Origin of the sequence: Streptomyces sp. NPDC046881, from assembly GCF_040645015.1 — a bacterium.
In the GTDB taxonomy this organism is placed as follows: Bacteria; Actinomycetota; Actinomycetes; order Streptomycetales; family Streptomycetaceae; genus Streptomyces.
This window is the reverse complement of sequence record NZ_JBEYXJ010000062.1, coordinates 25,600-49,751: the sequence shown is the minus strand read 5'-3', so window position 1 is coordinate 49,751 and position 24,152 is coordinate 25,600. Positions and strand designations below refer to the sequence as shown.

The 24,152-nt window shown below is 72.7% G+C and carries 23 protein-coding genes and 1 tRNA gene; 18 read left to right on the top strand and 6 right to left on the bottom strand.

What is annotated here, in order from left to right; translation table 11 throughout:
- Positions 1 to 62 precede the first annotated feature (62 nt).
- A complete protein-coding gene (locus ABZ923_RS26130) occupies positions 63 to 644 on the bottom strand; it encodes a 5-formyltetrahydrofolate cyclo-ligase (RefSeq protein ID WP_361476012.1) in 582 nt (193 codons plus the stop codon).
- A 134-nt stretch (positions 645 to 778) separates the two neighbouring features.
- Between ABZ923_RS26130 and galU the strand changes: the two genes are divergently transcribed.
- The 8 genes from galU to ABZ923_RS26090 all read left to right on the top strand — a co-directional run bounded on the left by galU (position 779) and on the right by ABZ923_RS26090 (position 7,294).
- Positions 779 to 1,690 carry a UTP--glucose-1-phosphate uridylyltransferase GalU gene (galU, locus tag ABZ923_RS26125; RefSeq protein WP_361476010.1) on the top strand — a complete coding sequence of 304 codons (912 nt, stop codon included), beginning with the start codon at positions 779 to 781 and terminating at the stop codon, positions 1,688 to 1,690.
- Positions 1,687 to 3,009, top strand: a complete 1,323-nt coding sequence (glp, locus tag ABZ923_RS26120) for a gephyrin-like molybdotransferase Glp (protein ID WP_361476008.1) — start codon at positions 1,687 to 1,689, stop codon at positions 3,007 to 3,009. Before galU ends, glp begins: the two co-directional genes overlap by 4 nt.
- Before the next feature lie 84 nt (positions 3,010 to 3,093).
- On the top strand, positions 3,094 to 3,606 hold the full coding sequence (moaC, locus tag ABZ923_RS26115; protein WP_358641695.1) for a cyclic pyranopterin monophosphate synthase MoaC: 513 nt from the start codon (positions 3,094 to 3,096) through the stop codon (positions 3,604 to 3,606).
- Positions 3,603 to 4,142, top strand: a complete 540-nt coding sequence (locus ABZ923_RS26110; RefSeq protein WP_361476006.1) for a MogA/MoaB family molybdenum cofactor biosynthesis protein — start codon at positions 3,603 to 3,605, stop codon at positions 4,140 to 4,142. Before moaC ends, ABZ923_RS26110 begins: the two co-directional genes overlap by 4 nt.
- A complete protein-coding gene (locus ABZ923_RS26105; RefSeq protein WP_361476014.1) occupies positions 4,139 to 4,777 on the top strand; it encodes a GNAT family protein in 639 nt (212 codons plus the stop codon). The genes ABZ923_RS26110 and ABZ923_RS26105 overlap by 4 nt, the downstream gene beginning before the upstream one ends.
- Positions 4,778 to 4,954: 177 nt before the next feature.
- Complete coding sequence (gene glpR / locus ABZ923_RS26100) at positions 4,955 to 6,142, top strand: gephyrin-like molybdotransferase receptor GlpR (protein WP_361476004.1); 1,188 nt, start codon at positions 4,955 to 4,957, stop codon at positions 6,140 to 6,142.
- Between the two features lie 93 nt (positions 6,143 to 6,235).
- A tRNA-Ala gene (locus ABZ923_RS26095) sits at positions 6,236 to 6,309 on the top strand.
- A gap of 79 nt (positions 6,310 to 6,388) precedes the next feature.
- Positions 6,389 to 7,294, top strand: coding sequence for a LysR family transcriptional regulator (locus ABZ923_RS26090; RefSeq protein ID WP_361476002.1), 906 nt, complete (start codon positions 6,389 to 6,391; stop codon positions 7,292 to 7,294).
- 12 nt (positions 7,295 to 7,306) lie between these two features.
- On the opposite strand, the gene ABZ923_RS26085 is transcribed toward ABZ923_RS26090, so the two are convergent.
- Both ABZ923_RS26085 and ABZ923_RS26080 read right to left on the bottom strand, forming a co-directional pair.
- Positions 7,307 to 8,320, bottom strand: coding sequence for a DMT family transporter (locus tag ABZ923_RS26085; RefSeq protein ID WP_361476000.1), 1,014 nt, complete (start codon positions 8,318 to 8,320; stop codon positions 7,307 to 7,309).
- Between the two features lie 147 nt (positions 8,321 to 8,467).
- Positions 8,468 to 8,944, bottom strand: a complete 477-nt coding sequence (locus ABZ923_RS26080) for a GNAT family N-acetyltransferase (RefSeq protein WP_361475998.1) — start codon at positions 8,942 to 8,944, stop codon at positions 8,468 to 8,470.
- Between the two features lie 80 nt (positions 8,945 to 9,024).
- Between ABZ923_RS26080 and ABZ923_RS26075 the strand changes: the two genes are divergently transcribed.
- Entirely contained in the window at positions 9,025 to 9,828 is an 804-nt protein-coding gene (locus tag ABZ923_RS26075) for an exodeoxyribonuclease III (RefSeq protein ID WP_361475996.1), read from the top strand.
- Between the two features lie 25 nt (positions 9,829 to 9,853).
- On the opposite strand, the gene ABZ923_RS26070 is transcribed toward ABZ923_RS26075, so the two are convergent.
- Entirely contained in the window at positions 9,854 to 10,519 is a 666-nt protein-coding gene (locus tag ABZ923_RS26070; protein WP_361475994.1) for a MerR family transcriptional regulator, read from the bottom strand.
- Between the two features lie 133 nt (positions 10,520 to 10,652).
- On the opposite strand from ABZ923_RS26070, the gene ABZ923_RS26065 reads away from it, so the two are divergent.
- The 4 genes from ABZ923_RS26065 to ABZ923_RS26050 all read left to right on the top strand — a co-directional run bounded on the left by ABZ923_RS26065 (position 10,653) and on the right by ABZ923_RS26050 (position 14,436).
- Positions 10,653 to 12,161 (top strand): NAD(P)/FAD-dependent oxidoreductase, encoded by a 1,509-nt coding sequence (locus ABZ923_RS26065; RefSeq protein ID WP_361475992.1) that lies wholly within the window; start codon positions 10,653 to 10,655, stop codon positions 12,159 to 12,161.
- Complete coding sequence (locus tag ABZ923_RS26060) at positions 12,158 to 13,246, top strand: alpha/beta hydrolase (protein ID WP_361475990.1); 1,089 nt, start codon at positions 12,158 to 12,160, stop codon at positions 13,244 to 13,246. The genes ABZ923_RS26065 and ABZ923_RS26060 overlap by 4 nt, the downstream gene beginning before the upstream one ends.
- Positions 13,243 to 14,127: an SDR family oxidoreductase gene (locus ABZ923_RS26055; RefSeq protein ID WP_361475988.1), complete on the top strand. Its 885-nt coding sequence runs from the start codon at positions 13,243 to 13,245 to the stop codon at positions 14,125 to 14,127. The genes ABZ923_RS26060 and ABZ923_RS26055 overlap by 4 nt, the downstream gene beginning before the upstream one ends.
- Positions 14,128 to 14,214: 87 nt before the next feature.
- Positions 14,215 to 14,436, top strand: coding sequence for a hypothetical protein (locus ABZ923_RS26050; protein WP_361475986.1), 222 nt, complete (start codon positions 14,215 to 14,217; stop codon positions 14,434 to 14,436).
- Between the two features lie 159 nt (positions 14,437 to 14,595).
- On the opposite strand, the gene ABZ923_RS26045 is transcribed toward ABZ923_RS26050, so the two are convergent.
- The gene (locus ABZ923_RS26045) at positions 14,596 to 17,904 is read right to left on the bottom strand and encodes a S41 family peptidase (protein WP_361475984.1); all 3,309 of its coding nucleotides are present in this window, start codon (positions 17,902 to 17,904) and stop codon (positions 14,596 to 14,598) included.
- A 167-nt stretch (positions 17,905 to 18,071) separates the two neighbouring features.
- On the opposite strand from ABZ923_RS26045, the gene ABZ923_RS26040 reads away from it, so the two are divergent.
- The 5 genes from ABZ923_RS26040 (at position 18,072) to ABZ923_RS26020 (ending at position 22,901) form a co-directional block, all read left to right on the top strand.
- The gene (locus ABZ923_RS26040; RefSeq protein ID WP_361475982.1) at positions 18,072 to 18,674 is read left to right on the top strand and encodes a TetR/AcrR family transcriptional regulator; all 603 of its coding nucleotides are present in this window, start codon (positions 18,072 to 18,074) and stop codon (positions 18,672 to 18,674) included.
- A gap of 107 nt (positions 18,675 to 18,781) precedes the next feature.
- Positions 18,782 to 20,983: an MMPL family transporter gene (locus ABZ923_RS26035; protein WP_361475980.1), complete on the top strand. Its 2,202-nt coding sequence runs from the start codon at positions 18,782 to 18,784 to the stop codon at positions 20,981 to 20,983.
- A 148-nt stretch (positions 20,984 to 21,131) separates the two neighbouring features.
- Complete coding sequence (locus ABZ923_RS26030) at positions 21,132 to 21,620, top strand: YbaK/EbsC family protein (protein WP_361475978.1); 489 nt, start codon at positions 21,132 to 21,134, stop codon at positions 21,618 to 21,620.
- Positions 21,617 to 22,462, top strand: a complete 846-nt coding sequence (locus tag ABZ923_RS26025) for a DMT family transporter (protein WP_361475976.1) — start codon at positions 21,617 to 21,619, stop codon at positions 22,460 to 22,462. The genes ABZ923_RS26030 and ABZ923_RS26025 overlap by 4 nt, the downstream gene beginning before the upstream one ends.
- 163 nt (positions 22,463 to 22,625) lie before the next feature.
- Positions 22,626 to 22,901, top strand: a complete 276-nt coding sequence (locus ABZ923_RS26020) for a DUF1876 domain-containing protein (RefSeq protein WP_361475974.1) — start codon at positions 22,626 to 22,628, stop codon at positions 22,899 to 22,901.
- A 32-nt stretch (positions 22,902 to 22,933) separates the two neighbouring features.
- Here ABZ923_RS26020 and ABZ923_RS26015 read toward each other — a convergent pair whose 3' ends face one another.
- The gene (locus tag ABZ923_RS26015) at positions 22,934 to 24,094 is read right to left on the bottom strand and encodes a serine hydrolase domain-containing protein (RefSeq protein ID WP_361475972.1); all 1,161 of its coding nucleotides are present in this window, start codon (positions 24,092 to 24,094) and stop codon (positions 22,934 to 22,936) included.
- Positions 24,095 to 24,152: the final 58 nt, after the last annotated feature.

The window sequence follows — 24,152 nt, the reverse complement described above, 5'->3', positions numbered from 1 at the left end:
AAAACCCGCCCCCCCCCCGGCGGGGGGGGCCCCGTTTCCGGTTCCGGCGGCGGACGGTCCGGTCAGCCGTCCGGGAAGCGGCGCACCCCCGACGGCGTCACCACCGCGTGCACCGGCCTGTCGTGCGCCTCCGTCGGGACCCGGGCGACGACCTCCGTGTCGTACAGCAGCACCACGAGCCGGGGGCGGGCGCCCGCGCGCTCCAGCCGGGCCAGCACCCGGTCGTACGACCCTCCGCCGCGCCCCAGGCGCATCCCGCGCGCGTCCACCGCGAGCCCGGGCAGCAGGACGACGTCCGCGGCCGTCACGGCGTCCGGGCCGAGCCGTGCCCCGGAGGGCTCGAACAGTGCCATCCTCCCGCCGTGTTGCACCCGCGCGAGGGAGTCCGGGCCGGCGTACTCGCCCCAGTCCAGATCGTTGTCGGGCAGGAGCGCGGGGAGCAGGACCCGCACGCCCCGCGCGCGCAGCTCGTCCAGCAGCGCGAGCGTGCCGGGCTCGCTCCCCACGGAGACGTACGCCGCCACCGTGCGCCCGTGCGCCAGCTCGGGCAGCTCCAGGGCACGCTCGGCCAGCGCGCGGCCCGCCTCCCGGACGTCATCCGCCGTCAACCCGTTCCTCACCGCGAGGAGCTCTCGCCGCAACATCCGCTTGTCAGGCTCGCCCGTGCGTCCGAGGTGTTCCACTGGCGGTTCGCGCCCCTTTCTTAATGCCGGTCATACGAGGGTCAAGCAGCCGGAGCCCCAGATTCCCTACAAAGGCACCGGATATGGTTGCGGGCATGACTCAGTCCCACCCCAGGATCAGCAAGGCTGTCATCCCCGCAGCCGGCCTCGGCACCCGGTTCCTGCCGGCCACCAAAGCCACTCCCAAGGAGATGCTGCCGGTTGTCGACAAGCCGGCGATCCAGTACGTGGTCGAGGAGGCCGTGTCGGCGGGGCTCGACGACGTCCTCATGATCACCGGGCGTAACAAGCGCCCCCTCGAGGACCACTTCGACCGCAATTACGAGCTGGAGTCGGCGCTCGAGAAGAAGGGCGACGCCGAACGGCTCGCGAAGGTGCAGGAGTCCAGCGACCTGGCCACCATGCACTACGTGCGCCAGGGCGACCCCAGGGGCCTCGGCCACGCCGTCCTGTGCGCCGCTCCGCACGTCGGCCACGAGCCCTTCGCCGTCCTCCTGGGCGACGACCTGATCGACCCCCGCGACCCCCTGCTCCAGCGCATGATCGACGTCCAGGAGCAGCACGGCGGCAGTGTGATCGCCCTCATGGAGGTCGCGCCCGAGCAGATCCACCTCTACGGCTGCGCGGCCGTGGAGGCCACCGCCGACGGTGACGTCGTGAAGATCACCGGGCTGGTCGAGAAGCCCGACCCGGCGGATGCCCCGTCGAACTACGCGATCATCGGCCGGTACGTCCTCGACCCGCACATCTTCGACATACTGCGCAAGACGGAGCCGGGCCGCGGCGGTGAGATCCAGCTCACCGACGCCCTCCAGCAGCTCGCGCAGGACGAGAAGGTCGGCGGTCCGGTGCACGGCGTCGTCTTCCAGGGCCGCCGCTACGACACCGGGGACCGCGGCGACTATCTGCGTGCCATTGTCAGACTCGCGTGCGAACGTGAGGACCTGGGCCCGGACTTCCGGACCTGGCTTCGCAGTTACGTAGCCGAGGAGATGCAGCAGTCTTGAGCAGCGCCGCGACCCGCCCCGCCGGCCCGGACGACCTGTGGTCGGTGGACGAGCACCTGGAGGACATCCTCTCTGCCGTCCGCCCCCTCGAACCCATCGAGCTGCAACTGCTCGACGCCCAGGGCTGCGTCCTGGTCGACGACGTCACGGTGCCGGTGTCCCTGCCGCCGTTCGACAACAGCTCCATGGACGGGTACGCGGTGCGGGTCGCGGACGTCGCCGGCGCCGGCGAGGAGTTCCCGGCCGTCCTGGAGGTCGTCGGGGACGTCGCGGCCGGCGCGGCCGACCCGGTCCGGGTCGGCCCCGGACAGGCCGCGCGCATCATGACCGGCGCCCCGCTGCCGCCCGGCGCCGAGGCCGTCGTCCCCGTCGAGTGGACCGACGGCGGGCTCGGCGAGGGCCCGGTCAGTGGCATGCGGGCGCGCAGCCTGGCCCCCCAGGGCGCCGAGGGGCACGTGCACGTGTACCGGCCCGCCGAGGCACGCGCGCACGTGCGGGCCAAGGGCAGCGACGTGAAGGCCGGCGACCTGGCCCTTGCGGCCGGGGCGATCCTCGGCCCGCCGCAGATCGCCCTGCTCGCCGCGATCGGCCGCGGCACGGTCCGCGTGCGCCCGCGCCCGCGCGTGGTCGTGCTCTCCACCGGCAGCGAACTCGTCCAGCCCGGGGAGCAGCTGGCCACCGGCCAGATCTACGACTCCAACAGCTTCGCCCTGACCGCCGCCGCGCGGGACGCGGGCGCCCTCGCCTACCGGGTGGGCGCCGTCGCCGACGACGCCGAGACCCTCCGCTCCACCATCGAGGACCAGCTCATCCGCGCGGACCTGGTGGTGACCACGGGCGGGGTGAGCGTCGGGGCGTACGACGTGGTCAAGGAGGCGCTGTCGTACGCCGGCGACGCGGACGAGCCCGGCAGCGGCGTGGACTTCCGCAAGCTCGCCATGCAGCCCGGCAAGCCGCAGGGCTTCGGCTCCATCGGCCCCGACCACACCCCGCTGCTGGCCCTGCCCGGCAACCCGGTGTCCTCGTACGTCTCCTTCGAGCTGTTCGTCCGCCCCGCCATCCGCGCCCTGATGGGCCTCACCGACCTGCACCGGCCCCGCGCGCGGGCCGCCCTGAAGGCGGACGCGGCGCTGCGCTCGCCCAAGGGGCGCCGCCAGTTCCTGCGCGGGACGTACGCCGACGGGGAGGTGACCCCCGTGGGCGGCGCCGGTTCCCATCTGATCGCGGCGCTGGCGCAGGCCGACGCGCTCATCGTCGTACCGGAGGACGTGGAGTCCGTCGAGCCCGGCAGCGAGGTGGAGGTGGTCCTCCTCGGCTGACCTGTGCCGGTTGGCGGTACCGTGTCGCGCACAGCAGGCCCGCGCTCCGCACCGCGCCGGGCCGGGACCGGGAGCGCCACAGCGATGACAGTGCCTTCCCGGGGGGAGACCCCCGGACCCCCTGCGCAGGACCGACTGACGCACATCGACGACGCGGGTGCGGCCCGCATGGTCGACGTGTCCGGGAAGGACGTGACCGCGCGCACCGCCCGTGCCAGCGGCCGGGTCCTCGTCTCACCGCGCGTGGTCGAGCTGCTGCGCGGCGAGGGGATGCCCAAGGGCGACGCCCTGGCCACCGCGCGCATCGCCGGGATCATGGGGGCCAAGCGCACCCCGGACCTGATCCCGCTGTGCCACCCGTTGTCGGTGTCCGGTGTGACACTGGATCTGTCGGTCGCGGACGACGCCGTGGAGATCCGGGCCACCGTGAAGACCACGGACCGCACGGGCGTCGAGATGGAGGCCCTCACCGCGGTGACGGTCGCCGCGCTCACCGTGATCGACATGGTCAAGGCGGTCGACAAGGGAGCGGTCATCACGGACGTACGGGTGGAGGAGAAGACGGGCGGCAAGTCGGGCGACTGGAGCCGGGCATGACTCTCGACGACGGCATCGGGGGCGCTCTGCGGGCGCCGTACGCCGCGCTGGTCGTCACCGCCTCCAACCGGGCCGCCGCCGGTGTCTACGAGGACAGGGGCGGCCCGCTGATCGTGAAGGGCCTGCAGGACCTCGGGTTCGCCGTGGACGGCCCGCAGGTGGTGCCCGACGGGGATCCGGTGGAGGCGGCGCTGCGGGCGGCCGTGGCGGCCGGGTACGACGTCGTCGTCACCACCGGCGGCACCGGTCTGTCCCCGACCGACCGCACGCCCGAGGCGACCCGCGCGGTGATCGAGTACGAGGTGCCGGGCATCGCGGAGGCCGTCCGCGCGTACGGCCGGGACAAGGTGCCGACCGCCGTGCTGTCCCGGGGCCTGGCCGGGGTGGCCGCCGGCACGCTGATCGTCAACCTGCCCGGGTCGACCGGCGGGGTGCGCGACGGACTGGCCGTGCTGGAGCCCCTGCTGGTCCACGCCGTCGACCAGATCCGCGGCGGTGACCACCCCAGACCGGACAGCAGCGGGGGTGCGAGCTGAACACCCCTTCCTGGCCCGTCGTACTGGCGGACGGCGATGTCGTCCTCCGGCCGATAAAGCTGCGCGACCAGCGGGCCTGGCGCGAGGTGAACCGGCGCAACCGGGACTGGCTGCGCCCCTGGGAGGCGACCATTCCGCCGCCCACGCCGAGCGGGCCGATCGCGCACCGGCCGACCTACCGCCAGATGGTCCGGCACCTGCGCGCCGAGGCGAACTCGGGCCGGATGCTGCCGTTCGTCATCGAGTACCAGGGGCAGCTGGTCGGGCAGTTGACGGTCGCCGGGATCACCTGGGGCTCGATGTGCTCCGGACACGTCGGCTACTGGGTGGACGAGGCGGTGGCCGGGCGCGGGGTGATGCCGACGGCCGTCGCGCTCGTGGTGGACCACTGTTTCCGTACCGTCGGTCTGCACCGCGTCGAGGTGTGCATTCGCCCCGAGAACCGGCCGAGCCGGCGGGTGGTGGAGAAACTCGGATTCCGCGAGGAGGGCCTCCGGCCGCGTTATCTGCACATCGACGGGGCCTGGCGGGACCATCTCGTCTTCGCGCTCACCGCCGAGGAGGTGCCCGACGGGCTGCTCGCGCGGTGGAAGCGGGCCCGCTCGCAAGGGGCCCAGCGCACCGAGCGCCAGTAAATTGAAAATATGTTCGAAATTGATCGGCTGTTGACCAACTCAGGGCACTGAATTCCCAGCCAGGGTGGTCCTCTGATCGCATCCGTCGCAAAAAATGCTGGAAATATCAGCCAGATCGTGCGACACACCGGCCCAATTGGCGGATGGCCTCATGCAAACCCCTCTACCGTGTGAGGCGTGAGCAGCAGCGGCCTCATCTACGCAGTCATTGTCGGGGCCTGGGCCGCCTACTTGGTGCCGATGTGGCTCCGTAGGCAGGACGAGCTGAACGAGGCCCGTCCGACGGAACGCTTCAGCACCGCCATCCGGCTGCTGTCCGGACGGGCGGGTATGGAGCGCCGGTACGCCAGGGACCTGCGGGCACGCTCCACCCAGGAGGGGGAGGCGGACACCGGCGATCCGGACGCCGCCACCGACTCGGTGGACGTCCGTGCCTTCGCCATGCCTCCGACGCGCCGTCAGGTCACCGTGGACGCCGGACCCGAGGCACCCGGCAGCGCCGACCCGGCACGCGACCAGAGCGCCGAACCGGCGCCCGAACCGGCACCCGCGCACGCCTCCGCAGCCGTGCCCGCGCAGAACGCGCAGAAGCAGACGGCCTCGGCCCAGGCGGCCGCGGCACGCGCCCGGCGCTCGAAGGTGCTCGCACGCCGTCGGCGCACCACCGTGATCCTCTTCCTCGCCTTCACGCTCGGCGCGGTCGTGGCCGCCGTCGGCGGACTCGCCTTCCTGTGGGCGCCCGCCGCGCCCGCCGTCACGCTGAGCGCGTACATCGCCTACCTGCGGGCGCAGGAGCGCCGCCGCTTCGCCTACCAGATGGACCGCCGGCAGGCCGAGGCCGCCGCCCAGTACCTGCGCGAACGCCAGCCGCACCGGCGCGCGCCCCTCGACACGGACGCCGGTGAGGAGGAGACCGGACCAGCCGCGGACACCGGCACGGACACCGGCCTCTCCACGCTCGCCGCCGACCGGCGCGCCCTCGTCGAGCAGACCGACCACGCCGAGTGGGTCGACCAGCAGCGGGAACGGCAGCGACGCCCCGGGCACGGCGACAGCTGGGACCCGGTGCCGGTGCCCCTGCCGACGTACGTCACCGCGCCGGTCGCCCCGCGCGCCACCTCCGACGTGGACCTGGGCGCGCCCGGCACCTGGAGCTCGGCGCGGTCCAGCGCGGTGGCCCCCGAGCAGGACGCCGACGCCCCCGAGGCGGCCGGGGAACCGGCACCCGCGGCCGGGGACCGGCCCGCGGGCGCCGGCGGCGACGCCCGCCGCGCCGCCTCCGCACGGCGGTCCCGGGAACGCGGACACACGCCCCTCTTCGACCAGTACGAGGACGGCGACCGACCCCGCGCGGCCAACGAGTGACCGCCGTCACACCCCGGGAACCCCCGCCCTGACCAGTCAGGGAGCGGATTTCCAAGCACCCCGATCGGGATGCTAAAGTTTCACTCGTTGCAAGGGCCTGTGGCGCAGTCCGGTAGCGCACCTCGTTCGCATCGAGGGGGCCAGGGGTTCAAATCCCCTCAGGTCCACTGCACGACGTAGATCCCGTCGGTCATCATGACCGGTCGGGATCTTCGTCGTATCCGGGGCCGTATACGGGGGGTTTCGATGGAGCTGCGTCATCTGGTGACGTTCCAGAAGGTCGCGACGCTGCTGAGTTTCACGCGCGCCGCGGAGGAACTCAGCTACGCGCAGTCGAGTGTGACGACGCAGATCCGCGCCCTGGAGTCCTCGCTCGGCGTGGAGCTCTTCGACCGGCTCGGCGGGCGGATCCGGCTCACGGCCGCCGGCGAGAAACTGCTGGAGTACGCCGAGCAGATCCTCACCCTCGTCGAGACGGCGCGCGCCGACGTGGCGGGCGGGGACGGCCCGTCGGGGACGCTGCTGATCGGCACGATGGAGAGCGTCACCTCCTACCGCATGCCGCCGCTGCTGGAGTTCTTCCACCACCGCTACCCGAAGGTGCAGCTCTCCCTGCGGCCGAGCCTGTGCGCCGAGACCCGGCACGCCCTTCGCCAGGGCGACTTCGACATCGGCTTCCTCATGGAGCAGGAGACGCGGCATCCGGGTCTGGAGACCGTGGTGCTGGCCGAGGAGCCGCTGGTCCTCGTCGCGGCTCCCGGCCATCCGCTGGCAGGGCGGCGGGAGCTGTCGCCGGCCGACCTCGCGACCGTGTCCGTGCTGGCGACCGAGGCCGGGTGCGCCTATCGCGACCTGTTCGAGGCGGAGCTGCGGACCGTGCGCGACGGCACGCCCTTCCTGGAGTTCGGCACCATCGAGGCGATCAAGAAGGGCGTGGCGTCCGGGCTGGGGATCTCCCTGCTGCCCGCGGTCACCGTCGCCGCCGAACTGGAGAAGGGCGAGATGACGGCGCTGCCGTGGGACGCCCCGTTCTCCGTGTACACCCAGCTGGCGTGGCGCGGCGGCCGGCGGCTGTCCCGCGAGCTGAGGCTGTTCATCGACCAGGCGGTGCGGCTGATGCGGGAGGACGCAGCGGTGGACGCACCGGCCTGAACGCCACGCCGGTCAGGCGCTGCCGGTCCCTCCGGCCGCGCAGGCCGACGGGGCCGACGGGACCGACGAGGTCGAAGGGGCCGAGACGGCCGTGACCGTGCCGGCCGCGCCGCCCGCCACCCTCGCGTCCCCGCGCCGCCCCGGCTGCCGGCCCAGGGTGGTGCCCAGGGAGGCGGCGACGATCAGGGGGACGCCCAGGGCCTGGCTCCAGCCGATGTGGTGTCCGTAGACGGCCCAGTCGGACAGCAGGGCGGCGGCCGGGTAGACGAAGGCCAGTACGGCGATCTTCGGGGTGGGGAGCTTCTGGTACGCGGAGTACATCAGGGCGTACATGACACCGGTGTGCAGGAGGCCGAGGCCCGCCAGCCAGGCCCAGCCCGTGCCGAGGTGCGCGCTCTGGCCGAGCCGGGTGAAGGGCAGCAGCAGCGGGATGCCCAGCAGGACCTGCACCAGGGCGATCAGATGGGGCCGTACGCCGGTCACCCGCTTGGTGATGATCGTGGACAGGCCGTAGAAGAGGGCGGCCAGCAGCGCGTAGCCGAGGCCCACGAGGTAGGCGCCGTCCCCGGAGAGGTCGGAGACGGAGACGCCGGCGACCAGGACGAGCCCGAGGAAGGCGACCAGCAGCCAGGCGGCCTTCTGCTTCGTGACGCGGTCCTTGAGGAACAGCGCGCCGAGCAGGACCACGAAGAACGGCTGGGTGTGGTAGACCACGGTGGCCACCGAGATGGACGTCCTGCCGTACGCCTCGAAGAGGAACGCCCAGTTGAACACGATGAACACGCCGCCGAGCGCGGTGAGGGCGAGCTTCCTCGGGGTGAAGCCGTGGTTCCTGAAGAAGCCGCGCAGCAGGCAGTACAGGCCGAGGAACAGGGCGCCGAACACGCACCGGTAGAAGACCACGGTGAACGGCGAGGCGCCGGACTCGACGACGAAGACGCCGATGGTGCCGGACAGCAGCATCGCCGCCGTCAGTTCGACCGCGCCGCGCGTCTCCGTGCGCGCGGGCATGCCTGATGTGCCCATGCCATCCTCCTGGGGAGCCCCGTCCGCGCCGGCCACCCCGTGCGGCCGGCGCGAGAAGAAGCTACGGGCCCGTACGACACCCGGTCCACGGCCCGCCGGCGAACGAAACCGATGCCCCCATCGGCACCGTCGATGGCGCGCCGGGCCTCAGAGCGGCTTGGCATAGCAGAGGCTCTCCTCGTGGTGGCGGTAGTAGCCGAACTTCGTGCACGGCTCGTAGCCGCTGGAGGTGTACAGGGCTATGGCCTCCGGCTGCTTGGTGCCCGTCTCCAGGACCATGCGGACCCGGCCCGCCGCGCGCGCGTCCTCTTCCAGGGCCGCGAGGATGCGGCGGGCCAGGCCCCGGCCGCGCATCTGCTCGACGACGAACATCCGCTTCAGCTCGGCGTCGCCGTCCTCGTTGCCCTCCTCGTTGCGGTCCTGGCTGCGCCAGCCGCCCGTGGCCACCGGACGGTCGTCCTCGTCGTACGCGATCAGGTACACGCCCCGGGGCGGGTCGAACTCGGCGGCGTCGAGGACCGTGGCGTCGCCCCCGTCGCCGTAGCGCACGTGGTATTCGGCCTGGACCTCGTCGTTGAGCTTCAGGGCGTCGGGGTGATCGAAGCGAACGCGGCGAATAATCATGCTGGGCATCGTACTTCTATGCGGTCGGCGGGGGTCCTGGGTTGTGCGGACCCCGACCAGTGTGCCGGTATCGTGCCCGGGTGCTGACTGTGACCTCGGTGAACGTGAACGGACTGCGGGCCGCCGCGAAGAAGGGCTTCGTGGAGTGGCTCGCCGGGACCGAGGCGGACGTCGTCTGCCTGCAGGAGGTGCGCGCCGAGCCGCACCAGCTGCCCGAGGAGGTCCGGCAGCCCGACGGCTGGCACGTCGTGCACGCACCGGCCGCCGCCAAGGGCCGCGCGGGCGTCTCCCTCTACACGCGCCGCGAGCCCGACCGCGTCCGCGTCGGTTTCGGCTCGTCGGAGTTCGACGGCAGCGGCCGCTACGTCGAGGCCGACCTGCCCGGCGTCACCGTCGCCTCCCTCTACCTGCCCTCCGGCGAGGTGGGCACCGAGCGGCAGGACGAGAAGATCCGCTTCATGGGCGAGTTCCTCGCCCACCTGAAGGACCTGCGCGAGCGGGCCGCCGCCGACGGGCGCGAGGTCCTCGTCTGCGGCGACTGGAACATCGCCCACCGGCAGGCCGACCTCAAGAACTGGCGCGGCAACACCAAGAACTCCGGCTTCCTGCCCGAGGAACGGGCCTGGCTCGACCGCGTCTTCGCCCCACAGGACGGCGGCTACGTCGACGTCGTCCGCACCCTCCACCCCGACACCGAGGGTCCGTACACCTGGTGGTCGTACCGGGGGCGGGCTTTCGACAACGATTCGGGCTGGCGCATCGACTACCACGGGGCCACGGCCGGGCTGGCCGGCAAGGCGGTCAAGGGGTACGTCGAGCGCGCGGCCACGCATGCCGAGCGGTGGTCGGACCATGCGCCGGTGACCGTCGTCTACGAGCTGTAGTCGCGCCCGTCCGCCTCGGTTCCGCTCAGTCCCGCTTGTTCAGGCGCCGGTCCAGGGCCAGTGAGAGTTCTGCTTCCACGACGCTGCGGGCCAGGGGGCGCAGGCGGCGTAGGTCTTCCTCGGGGGCGTGGCGGAGGATCAGGGCGGTGAAGAGGTCGGCCAGGGCGTCGGCGTGTTCGCGGACGCGGGCGCCGGCCGTCAGGACCTCGGCGAGCGGGATGCCCTCGCGGACCAGGGCGGAGGAGACGTCCAGCAGGCGCCGGCTGATGTGGACGATCTCGTCGCCGTCGGTGCCGAGGTAGCCCAGCTCCATGGCGGCGGCGAGGTTCTCCGGTGTGACCTCGCCCTCGAAGCGGGCGGCGAGTTCCTCGGGGGTGAGGCGGACCGGCTCCTCCTCGGTGGGGGTGCCGACGCCGAGCAGGTCGGCGACGTCCCGGCCCTGGTCGAGGGCCTCGGCGAGTTCCGCTATGCCGTTCAGGGTGTGGCCGCGCTCCAGCAGGGCGGCGATGGTGCGCAGCCGGGCCAGGTGGTGGTCGTCGTACCAGGCGATGCGGCCCTCGCGGCGGGGTGGCGGGAGCAGTTTGCGCTCGCGGTAGAAGCGCAGGGTGCGCACGGTGATGCCGGCCAGCCGGGCCAGTTCCTCCGTGCGGTACTCGCGGGGGCCTTCCTGGGGTTCTGTGTCCTCTGCCACGTCCGCAGCCTATGGCGTACCGGGGGTAACTTTCCTTCTCCCGCCCCCTACCGCTCAGTACGGAGCTGCTCTACAGTCCCATCGTGCCAGTAATCACTGGCAGGGTTCCTAGGTGATGCGTGGAGGCTTCGGGATGGCCGAGCACGAGCATGTACGGGTGGCGGTGATCGGATCCGGGTTCGGCGGTCTGGGGGCCGCCGTGCGGCTGCGCCGTGAGGGGATCACCGACTTCGTCGTCCTGGAGCGGGCCGACAGCGTCGGCGGCACCTGGCGGGACAACAGTTACCCCGGGTGCGCCTGCGACGTGCCCTCGCACCTGTACTCCTTCTCCTTCGCGCCCAACCCCGACTGGCCGCGCACCTTCTCCGGGCAGGAGCACATCCGCGCCTACCTGGAGCACGTCACCGACCTCTTCGGCCTGCGCCCGCATCTCCGCCTCGGTTCCGAGGTCAAGCTGATGACCTGGGACGGCGAGAACCTGCGGTGGAACATCGAGACCACGCGCGGGACGCTGTCGGCCGATGTCGTGGTCTCCGCCACGGGGCCGCTGTCCGACCCGAAGATCCCCGAGATCCCGGGCCTCGCGTCGTTCCCGGGCAAGGTGTTCCACTCCGCCCGCTGGGACCACGACTACGACCTGCGCGGCAAGCGGGTCGCCATGGTCGGCACCGGCGCCTCCGCGATCCAGATCGTGCCGGCCATCCAGCCGCAGGTCGGCCGGCTCACCCTCTTCCAGCGCACCCCGCCCTGGGTGATGCCCCGCGTCGACCGCGCGATCAGCGGTGCCGAACGCTGGCTGCACCGGCGGCTGCCGGTCACCGCCCAGGCCCGGCGTGGACTGCTGTGGGGCATCCGGGAACTGCAGGTGCAGGCGTTCACCAAGCGCCCGGACGAACTGGGCCTGGTCGAGCAGCTCGCCAAGCGGAACATGGCCCGCGCGGTCAAGGACCCGGCCCTGCGCGCCAAGCTCACCCCGGACTACCGCATCGGCTGCAAGCGGATCCTGCTGTCCAGCACGTACTACCCGGCGCTGACCAGGCCGAACGTGGACGTCGTGGCCAGCGGGCTCAGCGAGATCCGCGGGTCGACGGTGGTGGCGGCCGACGGCACCGAGGCCGAGGTGGACGCGATCATCTTCGGTACGGGCTTCCACGTCACGGACATGCCCATCGCCGAGCGGGTGGTCGGCGCGGAGGGCATCACGCTCGCCGAGTCCTGGAAGAACGGCATGCAGGCGCTGCGCGGTGCGGCCGCGGCCGGGTTCCCGAACTGGATGACGATCATCGGGCCCAACACCGGCCTCGGGAACTCCTCGATGATTCTCATGATCGAGTCCCAGCTCAACTACATGGCCGACTACGTGCGGCAGTTGGACGTCCTCGGCGGCCGTACGGCCCTCGATGCCCGGCCCGCGGCCGTCGAGGACTGGAACCACCGGGTCCAGGAGCGGATGAGGCGCACCGTGTGGAACACCGGCGGCTGCACCAGCTGGTACCTGGACGCGAGCGGTCGCAACACCACCATCTGGCCGGGTACGACGACCGAGTTCCGGCGCGCGACCCGGCGCGTGGACCTGGCGGAGTACGAGGTGATCCGCAGGCCCGCGGTGGTCTCCGGGAGCAGGAGCGAGGCCGTCGCATGAGCCCCGTCGCCTCCGTGACCAGCGGCCCCTACGCCCCGCCCGTTCCGGCCCGCACCCTCACCGCCGTCTCCGCCGACGGCGCGCGGCTGCACGTCGAGGTGCACGGCCCCGAGACTGCGCCCCCGGTGGTCCTCGCCCACGGCTGGACCTGCTCGACGGCCTTCTGGGCGGCGCAGATCCGGGACCTGGCGAGGGATCACCGGGTGATCGCCTACGACCAGAGGGGGCACGGGCGCAGTCCCGCGAGCCCCGCGTGCACGACCGAGGCGCTGGCGGACGATCTCGAAGCGGTGCTCGCGCAGACGCTCGCGCCCGGGGAGAAGGCGCTCGTCGTCGGCCACTCCATGGGCGGTATGACGGTCATGGCCGCGGCCGGCCGGCCCGGTTTCCGGGAGCACGCCGCCGCCGTCCTGCTGTGCAGCACGGGCAGTTCGCGGCTGGTCGCGGAGGCGCTCGTGGTGCCGTTGCGCGCCGGGCGCGTCCGCACCTGGCTCACCGGGCGCGTCCTCGGCTCGCGCGCTCCGCTCGGGCCGGTCACGCCGGTGGCGAAGCGGATCCTCAGGTACGCGACGATGGGCGCCGGTTCCGCCCCGCACATGGTGGAGGCGTGCGCGCGGATCGTGCACGCCTGTCCGCGCGCCGTGCGCCATGCCTGGTCGGCCGTCCTCTCGGCGCTCGATCTCGACCACGGGATACGGGAGTTGAGCGTGCCGACCGCGGTGGTGCCGGGCACGGACGACCGGCTCACACCCCCGGTGCACGCCCGGGCGATGGTGGCCGCGCTGCCGAACTGCGTCGGGCTCACCGAGCTGCCCGGCGTCGGCCACATGACGCCGATCGAGGCGCCGGAGCCGGTGACCGCCCGGATCCGGGAACTCGTCGGCGCGTACGTCACGGGGGCCGCCCCCGAGCGGGGAGCCATCCCCGCGCAGACCGAGCGGGGAGAGCGGGCCGCGCAGACCGCGCAGAGCGAGCCGGCCGAGCAGGGCAAGCAGACCGTGCAGAGCAAGCAGACCGAGCAGGGCAAGCAGATCGAGCGGGCCGAGCGGGCCGAGCAGGTCGGGCAGATCAAGGAGGGCGCATGAGCAGGGTCAGCCTCGAAGGACAGGTCGCGGTCGTCACCGGGGCGGCGCGCGGTGTCGGTGAGTTGCTGGCGCGCAAGCTCTCCGCGCGCGGCGCGAAGGTCGCGCTGGTCGGCCTGGAGGAGGAGGCGCTCAAGGAGGTCTCCTCGCGCCTGCACAGCGACAGCGCCCACTGGTACGCCGACGTCACCGACCACGAGGCGATGAGCCGGGTCGCCGAGGAGGTGAAGGCGCGCTTCGGCAAGGTCGACATCGTGGTCGCCAACGCCGGTGTGGCGACCGGCGGTCCGTTCATCGAGTCCGATCCGCAGGCCTGGCGGCGGGTGATCGAGGTGAACCTGATCGGTTCGGCGGTGACCGCGCGGGCGTTCCTGCCGGTGCTGGTCGAGAGCCGCGGCTATCTGCTCCAGGTCGCCTCGCTCGCCGCGATCACGCCGGCGCCGATGATGACGGCGTACTGCGCGTCCAAGTCGGGCGTGGAGGCGTACGCGCACAGTCTGCGTGCCGAGGTCGGCTACCAGGGCGTGCGCGTCGGCGTGGCGTACCTGTCCTGGACCGACACCGACATGGTGCGCGGCGCCGACCAGGACGACGTCATGCGGGAGCTGCGGCAGCGGCTGACGTGGCCGGCGAACAAGACGTACCCGCTGGGTCCGACGGTGGACCGGCTGGTCGCCGGGATCGAGCGGCGCTCGGCGCATGTGTACGGGCAGTGGTGGCTGCGCGGCATGCAGGGGGTGCGCGGTTATCTGCCGGCGCTCATCGGGACGGTCGGGCAGCGCGAGATGAAGCGGTTCGGGCCGCGTCTGCAGGGGATGCGCTCGGGGCTCGTCGGCGCAGGTGGGGCGGCCGACGAGGCGGCGCGGACTACGGACCGTAACTGATCGACATGCAGGGCGTGTTCGCCCGTGTGAATCTGGTCGAGGCCCCACCGGGGGCCGGACCCCCACTCATCACGGGAGTGAACCCACATGGGTATGAAGGACCAGTTCCAGGAAAAGTCGCGCCAGGCCAAGGGGAAGATGGACCAGGCCAAGGGGAAGATGGACCAGGGCCGCGAGAAGGCCGGCCAGCGCGGTCAGCAGGGCCGTCAGGGCCAGCAGCCCCCCGAGCGGGGCGGCCAGAACTACCGTGACATCGAGGACACGGAGCAGCAGGTGGAGGACCGGTTCGACCGGGACTACGACGCGTAGCCGCTGCGCTCGGCTTTGGCCGGTTGACGTGGGGTGCCCCCTGTTTCGGGGGGCGCCCTGCGTCTCATTTTCCGGGCTGGCGCGGGTGGTGTGCCGGGTGCGGGAGCGTAGTGGCTTGTCGCGCAGTTCCCCGCGCCCCTACTGGGCGATCCCTTGTTCTCAAGTCGTCCTTGGCGGGAGCTTCGGGCGGGATCTGTCGGGGGTGTCGCTGAGGTCCGGGGGGACCGCCGCCGGGTTGGATTCCAGGAGTTCCAGGGCGAGTTCCACCGCGTCGGCGAGCTGGGCGTGGCGGCCCTCCGCCCAGTCGAGGGGGGTGCGCACGATTTCCAGGTCGGGGGCGACGCCGTGGTTCTCCACGGACCAGCCGTAGGCGTCGAACCAGGCCGCGTTCATCGGGACGGTGATGACCGTGCCGTCGCCCAGGCGGTGCCGGCCGGTCATGCCGACGACCCCGCCCCAGGTGCGCTGGCCGACGACCGGGCCGAGCTTCAGCAGCTTGAACGCGGCCGTGATCATGTCGCCGTCGGACGAGGTCGCCTCGTCGGCCAGGGCGACCACCGGGCCGCGCGGGGCGTTGGAGGTGTACGACACCGGTTGCGCGTCCCGGGTCAGGTCCCAGCCCAGGATCTTCCGGGTCAGCTTCTCGATGACGAGTTCGCTGATGTGCCCGCCCGCGTTGCCGCGCACGTCCACGATCAGCGCGGGCCGGGAGACCTCCATGCGCAGGTCGCGGTTGAACTGTGCCCAGCCGGAGCCGCCCATGTCGGGGATGTGCAGGTAGCCGCACCTGCCGCCGCTCAGCTCCCGGACCACCTCGCGGCGTTTGGCCACCCAGTCCTGGTAGCGCAGCGGCCGTTCGTCGACGAGCGGGACGACGGCGACCCGCCGGGCGTGCCCGGTCTCGCCCTCGCCGGGCAGGAAGGTCAGCTCCACGGTCGTACCGCCCGAGCCGGCGAGCAGCGGGTAGGGGCCGGTGACCGGGTCGACCGGGCGGCCGTCGACGTGGGTGAGGACGGCGCCTTCGCGGATGCCCGTGCCGGCCAGCGGTGAGCGGGCCTTGGAGTCGGAGGAGTCGCCGGGCAGGATCCGTTTGACCGTCCAGTGGCCGTCGCGGCGGACGAAGTTGGTGCCGAGGAGGCCCTGCCAGCGCTGGTAGTGGGGCGGGCCCTCGTTGCGGCGGGCGGCGGTGACGTAGGCGTGGGAGGTGCCCAGTTCGCCGAGGACCTCGCGGAGCAGGTCGGCGAACTCGTCGGGGGACGCGACCCGTTCGACCAGGGGACGGTACTGGTCGAGCACCGCGTCCCAGTCGATGCCGCACATGCCCGGGTCCCAGAAGTAGGCGCGGATCAGCCGCCCGGCCTCGTCGTAGGCCTGGCGCCACTCGGCGGCCGGGTCGGTCTCGTGCAGGATGCGGCGTACGTCGATCCAGACGGTCGAGTCGGCGTCGCCGACCTCGGTCGAGGGCACCGCGCGCAGGTCGCCCTCGTCCACGACGACCAGCCGGGTTCCGTCGCCGCTCACCGCGAACCAGTCGAGGTGGTCGACGAGTTCGGCCTTCTTCGCCTTGGTGAGGTTGAAGTACTCCAGGGTGGGGCGGCCGCTGATGTCGGCGGGATTGGCGAAGGTCTCGCCGAGCGCGCCGGAGATCGGCCAGCGCAGCCAGACCAGGCCGCCGCCCGCGACCGGGTACAGCGCCGAGTACTTGGAGGCGATGACCGGGAACGGCGTGACCCGGTTCGCCAGGCCCTCCACCTCGACCGTCACCGTGCCGGCCTCGCCGGTCTCCTCGTCCTCCAGCGGGTCGAGCCCGCCGGCGGCCGGGCGGCCCTCGGGGTTGAGGGCGAAGGGGGAGGGCGTGGCCGAGGAGAGCGGGACGAGGTAGGGGCGGCAGCCGAGCGGGAAGGACAGGTCGCCGGTGTGCACGTCGTAGACCGGGTCGAAGCCGCGCCAGGAGAGGAAGGCGAGGTAGCGGCCGTCGCGGGTGAAGACCGGGTTCTCGTCCTCGAAGCGGCCGTTCGTCACGTCCACGACCAGCCGGTCCTTGATGCGGGCGAGCTTGATCTGGCGCAGGGTGCGGCCGATGCCGGGGTGCGACCAGGCGATCCAGGAGCCGTCGGGGGAGAAGGCGAGGTCGCGGACCGGGCCGTTGTCGGACCGGATCAGCTCGGTGACCTCCCCGCGCGGACCGGCGGCGCCGGACTCCGCCCCCGTCCCCTCAGCCCCCTCTGTCTCCGCCGCGTCCTCGCCTTCCTCGCTCTCCTCCGTGACGTCGATCAGCAGCAGCCGGCCGTCGTGGGAGGCGACGGCCAGGCGTTCGCCCTGGGGGTCGGAGGCCAGCTCCAGGACCCGGCCCAGGTCGCCGGAGGCCGGGCGGCGGGGGGCGCGGGCGCCGGTGGCGCGGGGCAGGTGGGCGATCTCGACGGCGTCCTCGCCCTCGGCGTCGGTGACGTAGGCGACCTGTCCGGTGGAGCCCAGCATCTCCGGCAGCCGTACCCGGACGCCGGGCGTCTCGGTGATCGTGCGGGCCGGGCCGTCGCGGTGGGTGAGCCAGTACAGGCTGCCGCGGACGACGACCGCGCTGGCCCGGCCGGTCTCGTCCACGGAGATGCCGTCGATGTTCTGCGCGGCCGGCACCTGGTAGGGGCGGCGGCCGGTGCGCGGGCCGGCGAGCCGGACGTCGAGCTTGCGCGGGGCGCCGGCCGGGGAGAAGTCGTCCACCAGCCACAGGTCGCCCGCGCACTGGTAGACCACCCGGTCGCCGTCGCTGGAGGCGTGCCGGGCGTAGAAGGCGTCGTGGTCGGTGTGGCGGCGCAGGTCGGTGCCGTCGTAGGCGCAGGAGTAGAGGTTGCCGACGCCCTCGTGGTCGGAGAGGAAGGCGATCCGGCCGGCGACGAACAGGGGGCAGGCCAGATGGCCGCCGAGGTCGGGCAGGAGGCGCTGCCCGTGCAGCCACAGCCGGCCCATGGCGCCGCCGCGGTACCGCTTCCACGAGGCCGGTTCGTGCGGCGGGGTGCCGGTGAGCAGGAGGGTTCTGCGCTCGCCGTCGATCTCGGCGACCTGGATGTCGGCGACCGGGCCCCAGGGCAGCCGGCCGCCCGGGTCGCCGTCGGCGGGGACCTTGTAGGCCCAGGTGAAGTGGGAGAAGGGCTGGCCGTGGGAGGCGACGGCCAGGATGTCGCTGTCCGGGGTCCAGCCGCAGACCTGGGTGTCGGCGCTGCCCCAGTACGTCAGCTGCCGCGTGGGGCCGCCGTCGACGTCGGTGAGGTGGATCTCGGGGACGAGGCTGCGCCAGGTGGTGTAGGCGATGCGGTGGCCGTCGGGGGCGAAACGTGGGTGGCCGGCCTTGGTGCGGTCGGCGGTGAGCCGCCAGGCGCGGCCGGGGGTGTCGAGGGGAGCCAGCCAGAGGTCGTCCTCGGCGACGAAGCACAGCCGGTCACCGCTGAGGTGGGGGAAGCGCAGATAGCTCACCTCCCCATGCTTTTCCGGTCAAAGGGCCCCAGCAACTTGTGGCGTCTGCTTACGGGGTCTTCACCTTCGTGACCCACCACACGTACGAAACCGTTTCGTTTCGTACAGCGTGGGGGTATCTTCAGTGTGTACGAAGCACGACAGGCCGGAGCGGGAAGGTGACTGGCATGACCGAAGCCACTGCCACGGCACGGCGCAGCCGGATCACGCCCGAGCGCGAGGCCGAGCTGTACGACGCCGTGCTCGACCTGCTCCGGGAGGTCGGCTACGACGCCCTGACCATGGACGCCGTGGCCGCCCGCACCCGGTCCAGCAAGGCCACGCTCTACCGCCAGTGGGGCGGCAAGGCCGAACTGGTCGCCAAGGCCGTGCGGCACAACAAGCCCGGCCGGGTCGGCGACGTCGACACCGGCTCGCTCAAGGGCGATCTGCACGCGCTCACGCTGCGTGCGGACGACTGCGAGATGGAGCAGAGTTCCGCGCTGATGCGGGGCCTGGCCATGGCGGTGCACGGCAACCCGGACCTGCTCACGGCGTTCCGGGAGCACCTCGTCGAGCCGGAGATGGCGGATTTCCGCCGCGTGCTGCAACGCGCGGTCGACCGGGGCGAGGTCCGTGCGGACAACCCGGCGCTCGGCTTCGTGATGCACATGATGATCGGCGCGTTCGCCGCCCGCACCATGATCGACGAGCAGCCGCCGACGCAGGACTTCCTGCTCTCGTACATCGACGCCGTGGTCCTCCCCGCCCTCGGCGCGCCCGCCTCCTGATCCACGCCCTTCCCCGGCAAGCCCACCACCTGACGTCACCGCTCACGTCGTCGGGCTGATCGCCCCTGCCCAGCTGAACCCAACGACCTGACCGGGAGTACGCCTCCGTGGCCACGTTCCTCTACAAAATCGGCCGCCTCGCCTTCCGGCGACGGCACTTCGTCGCCCTCATATGGGTCGCGCTGCTCACCCTCGCCGGGGTGGGTGCCGCCTCCGCGCCGGCCGCCGGCAACACCTCCTTCTCCATCCCCGGAACCGAGGCCCAGAAGGCCTTCGACCTGCTGGAACAGCGCTTCCCCGGGATGAGCGCCGACGGCGCCACCGCCCGGGTCGTCTTCAAGGCCCCCAAGGGCGAGAAGATGACGGACGCCGTCAACAAGGCGACCGTCGAGAAGACCGTCAAGGAACTGGGCAGCGGCTCCGAGGTCGCCTCGGTCGCCGACCCCTACACCGGGCACGCCGTCAGCAGGAACGGCACCATCGCCTACGCCTCGGTGAAGTACAAGGTCTCCGGCATGGAGCTGGAGGACTCCTCCAGGGACGCCCTGAAGGAGGCCGCGCAGCACGCGCGGGACGCCGGGCTGACCGTCGAGGTCGGCGGTGACGCGCTGAACGCGACGCCCGAGACCGGCTCCAGCGAGATCATCGGCATCGCGGTCGCCGCCGTCGTCCTGGTCATCACCTTCGGCTCGCTGCTCGCGGCCGGATTCCCGCTGCTCACCGCCATCATCGGGGTCGGCATCGGCGTCTCCACGATCACCGCGCTGGCCAACGCCCTGGACCTGGGCTCCACCACCTCCACCCTCGCGTCGATGATCGGCCTCGCCGTCGGCATCGACTACGCCCTGTTCATCGTCTCCCGCTACCGCGCCGAACTCGCCGAGGGCCGCGAGCGCGAGGACGCCGCCGGCCGCGCGGTCGGCACGGCGGGCTCGGCGGTGGTCTTCGCCGGCCTGACCGTCGTCATCGCCCTGGTGGGCCTGTCCGTCGTCAACATCCCGATGCTGACCAAGATGGGCATCGCGGCCGCCGGCACGGTCGCCGTCGCCGTCCTCATCGCCCTGACCCTGATCCCGGCGCTGCTCGGCTACGCCGGCCGCAAGGTCAAGCCGGCCGGCGAGAAGAGCAAGCTGCTCGGCGGCGGCCGTACCCCGAAGAACCCCGGCCGCCCCAACATGGGCACCCGCTGGGCCAGCTTCGTCGTCCGCCGCCCGGTCGCCGTGCTCCTGCTCGGCGTGATCGGCCTCGGCGCGGCGGCGATCCCGGCCGCCTCCCTGGAGCTGGGCCTGCCCGACGACGGCTCCCAGCCGGTCTCCACCACCCAGCGCCGCGCCTACGACCTGCTGTCCGAGGGCTTCGGACCCGGCTTCAACGGCCCCCTGATGGTCGTCGTCGACGCCAAGGGCAGCGCCGACCCCAAGGCCGCGTTCACCGAGGTCGGCGACGAGATCAAGGGCCTGAAGGACGTCGTCACCGTCACCCCGGCCACGCCCAACAAGGCCGGCGACACCGCGACGATCACCGTCGTGCCCCGGTCCAAGCCGTCCTCGGCGACCACCGAGGACCTGGTGCACGCCATCCGCGACAAGGGCGCGGACATCGCCCGGGACACCGACTCCACGGTCCTGGTCACCGGCTCCACGGCGATGAACATCGACGTCTCGCAGAAGCTGAACGACGCGCTCCTGCCGTACCTCGCCCTGGTGGTCGGCCTGGCCTTCCTGCTGCTGATCGTGGTCTTCCGCTCGGTGCTGGTCCCGCTGAAGGCGGCCCTCGGCTTCCTGCTGTCGGTGATGGCCGCGCTCGGCGCCGTCGTCGCGGTCTTCCAGTGGGGCTGGCTGTCCGGCCTGATGAACGTCGAGCAGACCGGCCCGGTCATGTCGATGATGCCGATCTTCATGGTGGGTGTCGTCTTCGGCCTCGCGATGGACTACGAGGTGTTCCTCGTGACCCGGATGCGGGAGGCCTACGTCCACGGCGAGAAGCCCAGCCAGGCGGTCGTGACCGGCTTCAGGTACGGCGCCCGGGTCGTCACCGCCGCCGCCGTCATCATGATCGCCGTCTTCTCCGGCTTCATCGGCTCCAGCGAGTCGATGGTCAAGATGATCGGCTTCGGTCTCGCGGTCGCCGTCTTCTTCGACGCGTTCCTCGTCCGCATGGCCATCGTCCCGGCGGTCCTCGCCCTGCTCGGCAAGCGGGCCTGGTGGCTGCCGAAGTGGCTGGACCGCGCGCTGCCCAACGTCGACGTCGAGGGCGAGGGGCTGCGCACCGCGGACCCCGACGAGGAGAAGGAGCTGGTACGCGCCTGACGTACCGCTCCTGACGGCACAGCCGCCGGTGAGGGTGCCCGTGGGGACGGGGCTGCACCCTCACCGGCTCTTCCGTTCCCGGGCCGCCCGCGCCGCCCGCCCGGAATTCGTTTCGTATGCCACGCAGTGACCCGCTAGCGTGCGCCCTATGACGACGACCGCACACCCTCGTTTCGCCGCCGCACTGGAGGAATCGGGACTGGGGGAGGTGCTCGTCCGGGTCCGGAGCTTCCCGGAGGCGACCCGGACCGCGGCCGAGGCCGCCGCCGCGATCGGCTGCGAACTGAGCCAGATCTGCAAGTCGCTGGTGTTCGCCGCCGACGGGGCCCCGGTGCTGGTCCTCATGGACGGCGCCTCCCGGGTGGACGTCGAGCGGGTACGGCGGGAACTGGGCGCCGGGAAGGTCACCCGCGCCGACGCCGGGGTGGTCCGCGAGACCACCGGGTACGCCATCGGCGGCGTACCGCCCTTCGGGCACCGCACCCGCACCCGTGTCCTCGCCGACCGCTCGCTGCTCGCGCACGACGTGGTCTGGGCGGCGGCCGGCACGCCGTACACCGTCTCCCCGATCGGGCCGCAGGACCTCGTCGCCCACGCGGGCGCGACGCTGGTGGACGTGCGCGAGCAGACCGCGTGACGCCCCTGGTCGCGGCGGCCGTGCTGTTCGCCGCCGTCACCCACGCCAGCTGGAACGCCATCGCGCACCGCATCACCGACAAGCTCGTCGGCTTCGCCCTCATCTCCGGCGGCGGGCTGCTGATCGGGCTCGCGATCGCACCGTTCACGGCGCTCCCGGCCGGGCCCGCCTGGCCGTACCTGTGCGCCTCGGCGGCCGTGCACATCGCCTACTACGCCCTGCTGATGACCTCGTTCCGGCTGGGCGACTTCGGGCAGGCGTACCCCATCGCGCGCGGCAGCGCCCCGCTCGTCGTCACGCTGCTCGCCGCCGTCTTCGCGCACGAGGTGCCCGGCGCCTGGGCGAGCGCCGGCATCGCCGTGTCCTGCCTGGGCCTGACCGGCGTCAGCCTGTGGGGGCTGCGCGGGAAGCGGCCCGACTGGGCGGCGATCGGCGCGGCCCTGGCGACCGGTGTGACCATCGCCGTGTACACCGTCGTCGACGGCATGGGCGTACGGGCCTCGGGCACGTCCCTCGGATACATCGCCTGGCTGATGGTCCTCCAGGGCTCGGTACTGCCCGTGTTCCTGTACGCACGCGCGCGTGCCGACACGGTACGGCTGCTGCGGCCGTACGCCGCCCTCGGCCTCGTCGGCGCCGCCCTGTCCGTCGCCGCCTACGCCCTGGTGCTGTGGGCCCAGACACGTGCCGCGCTCGCCCCGATCGCCGCCCTGCGCGAGTCGTCCATCATCGTCGGCGCGGCCATCGGCGCCCTGTTCTTCAAGGAACGCTTCGGCGCCCCGCGCATCGCGGCGGCGGCCCTGGTGGTCCTGGGCATCGGACTGATGCTGCGCGCCGGCTAGGGCCTCTCTTCCGGGTCTTGCCGGTGTCGCGGGGTGCCAGGTGGCGCGGTCGCTGGGGGGCCGGCCTGATCCGGAAGAAAGGCCCTGCGCCCCCGGCTACGACATGACGGGCCGGGGTGGCGAGGCGCACCCTGGAGACAGCGAGATCTGGGAGGAGTCCGTCATGATGCACACCACTGTCGGATGGCACATCGAGCTGGAATTCATGGAGGACGATCAGCACACGCGCGCGGCGGCGCTGGTGCGCTTGCCCGACGGCTCCGAGGTGCGGGCCCAGGGCCGCGCCAGCCGGCACCGCGTCGACGCGAACCAGCCCCGGGTCGGCGAGGAGATCGCGGGTGCCCGCGCCCTGAACGAACTGGCCATGCAGCTGCTGACCAAGGCCCACGAGGAGATCGACTCGGCGTCCGGGCGCACCTCGCACCCCATCCACGTCTGACACCGGCCCGGCGTGCCGCGCGGCGCCGCGGATCAGGCGAGCGCCGTGCGGACCGCCCGTACCAGCGCCTGCGCCCTCGGGTCCGCGGTGACGCTCTGCCGGAAGCCGTTGGTGACGTAGCCGAAGGCGATGCCCGACTCCGGGTCGGCGAAGGCCAGGGCGCCGCCGCGGCCGGGGTGCCCGAAGGAACCGGGGGAGAGCAGCGGGGACGCGGCGCCGTGCAGCATGTATCCGAGGCCGAACCGGGTGCCCACCACCAGCACCCGGTCCGGCCCGGCGGACTGCTCGGCGCGGGCCAGTGCCACGGTTTCCGGGGTGAACAGCCGGGTGCCGCCGTCCACCTCGCCGATGAGCGAGGCGTAGAAGCGGGCCAGTCCGTCGGCCGTGGCGATGCCGTTGGAGGCGGGCAGGGCGGCGGCGCGGTAGGCGGGGTCGTTCTCGTCGGGGAGCGGGGTGATCGCGGCGAAGGCACGCCGGGTCAGGGACTCCGGGTCGGCGTAGGCCTCGGCGACCGCGCGCTTGGGGCGGGTCTTCAGGCCGCCCGCGCTCTCCGGGGCGTCCACCGGGCCGACGCGGCCCACGCGCGCGTGCTGCCCCTGCGGCAGGCCGAGCCACAGGTCCGCCCCGGCCGGCCCGGCGATCTCCTGCGCGATCCACTCGCCGACCGGGCGGCCGGTGACCCGGCGCAGCAGTTCGCCGGTGAGCCAGCTGTAGGTCTGGGCGTGGTAGCCGTGGGCCGTGCCCGGCTCCCACACCGGGGCCTGGGCGGCGACGGCCGCGGCGCCCACGTCGGGGTCGGCGGCCTCGGCGGGGGTCAGCGGGCGGTCCAGCACGGGCACGCCCGCGCGGTGCGCGAGCAGGTGCCGTACGCGGGTGTGCTCCTTGCCGGCCGCCTTGTACTCCGGCCAGTACGTGCCGACCGGGGCGTCCAGGTCCAGCTCGCCGCGCTGGTGCAGGAGCAGCAGCGCGGCGGCGGCGACGCCCTTGGTGGCCGAGCGCACGATCTGCGCGGTGCCGGGCTGCCACGGGGCCGTACCGTCCACGTCCGCCGTGCCGGCCCACAGGTCCACGACCCGGTGGCCGTCGCGGTAGACGGCGACGGCCGCGCCGCGCTCGCCGAGCAGCGCGAAGTTCGCGGCGAACGCCTCCCTGACCGGCTCGAAGCCCCCGGCCACAGTGCCGTGCACGTCCACGCCCGCCGCCCCTTCCGATTGCCTGCGAGATTGCCTGCGACAGTGGGTGCAACGCGGG

Excerpts from the sequence above, each read along its gene's own strand:
- ABZ923_RS26130 (WP_361476012.1), bottom strand. The coding sequence starts at position 644 with ATGTTGCGGCGAGAGCTCCTCGCGGTGAGGAACGGGTTGACGGCGGAT.
- galU (WP_361476010.1), top strand. The coding sequence starts at position 779 with ATGACTCAGTCCCACCCCAGGATCAGCAAGGCTGTCATCCCCGCAGCC.
- moaC (WP_358641695.1), top strand. The coding sequence starts at position 3,094 with ATGACAGTGCCTTCCCGGGGGGAGACCCCCGGACCCCCTGCGCAGGAC.
- ABZ923_RS26110 (WP_361476006.1), top strand. The coding sequence starts at position 3,603 with ATGACTCTCGACGACGGCATCGGGGGCGCTCTGCGGGCGCCGTACGCC.
- ABZ923_RS26090 (WP_361476002.1), top strand. The coding sequence starts at position 6,389 with ATGGAGCTGCGTCATCTGGTGACGTTCCAGAAGGTCGCGACGCTGCTG.
- ABZ923_RS26085 (WP_361476000.1), bottom strand. The coding sequence starts at position 8,320 with ATGGGCACATCAGGCATGCCCGCGCGCACGGAGACGCGCGGCGCGGTC.
- ABZ923_RS26080 (WP_361475998.1), bottom strand. The coding sequence starts at position 8,944 with ATGATTATTCGCCGCGTTCGCTTCGATCACCCCGACGCCCTGAAGCTC.
- ABZ923_RS26065 (WP_361475992.1), top strand. The coding sequence starts at position 10,653 with ATGGCCGAGCACGAGCATGTACGGGTGGCGGTGATCGGATCCGGGTTC.
- ABZ923_RS26060 (WP_361475990.1), top strand. The coding sequence starts at position 12,158 with ATGAGCCCCGTCGCCTCCGTGACCAGCGGCCCCTACGCCCCGCCCGTT.
- ABZ923_RS26055 (WP_361475988.1), top strand. The coding sequence starts at position 13,243 with ATGAGCAGGGTCAGCCTCGAAGGACAGGTCGCGGTCGTCACCGGGGCG.
- ABZ923_RS26050 (WP_361475986.1), top strand. The coding sequence starts at position 14,215 with ATGGGTATGAAGGACCAGTTCCAGGAAAAGTCGCGCCAGGCCAAGGGG.
- ABZ923_RS26040 (WP_361475982.1), top strand. The coding sequence starts at position 18,072 with ATGACCGAAGCCACTGCCACGGCACGGCGCAGCCGGATCACGCCCGAG.
- ABZ923_RS26030 (WP_361475978.1), top strand. The coding sequence starts at position 21,132 with ATGACGACGACCGCACACCCTCGTTTCGCCGCCGCACTGGAGGAATCG.
- ABZ923_RS26020 (WP_361475974.1), top strand. The coding sequence starts at position 22,626 with ATGATGCACACCACTGTCGGATGGCACATCGAGCTGGAATTCATGGAG.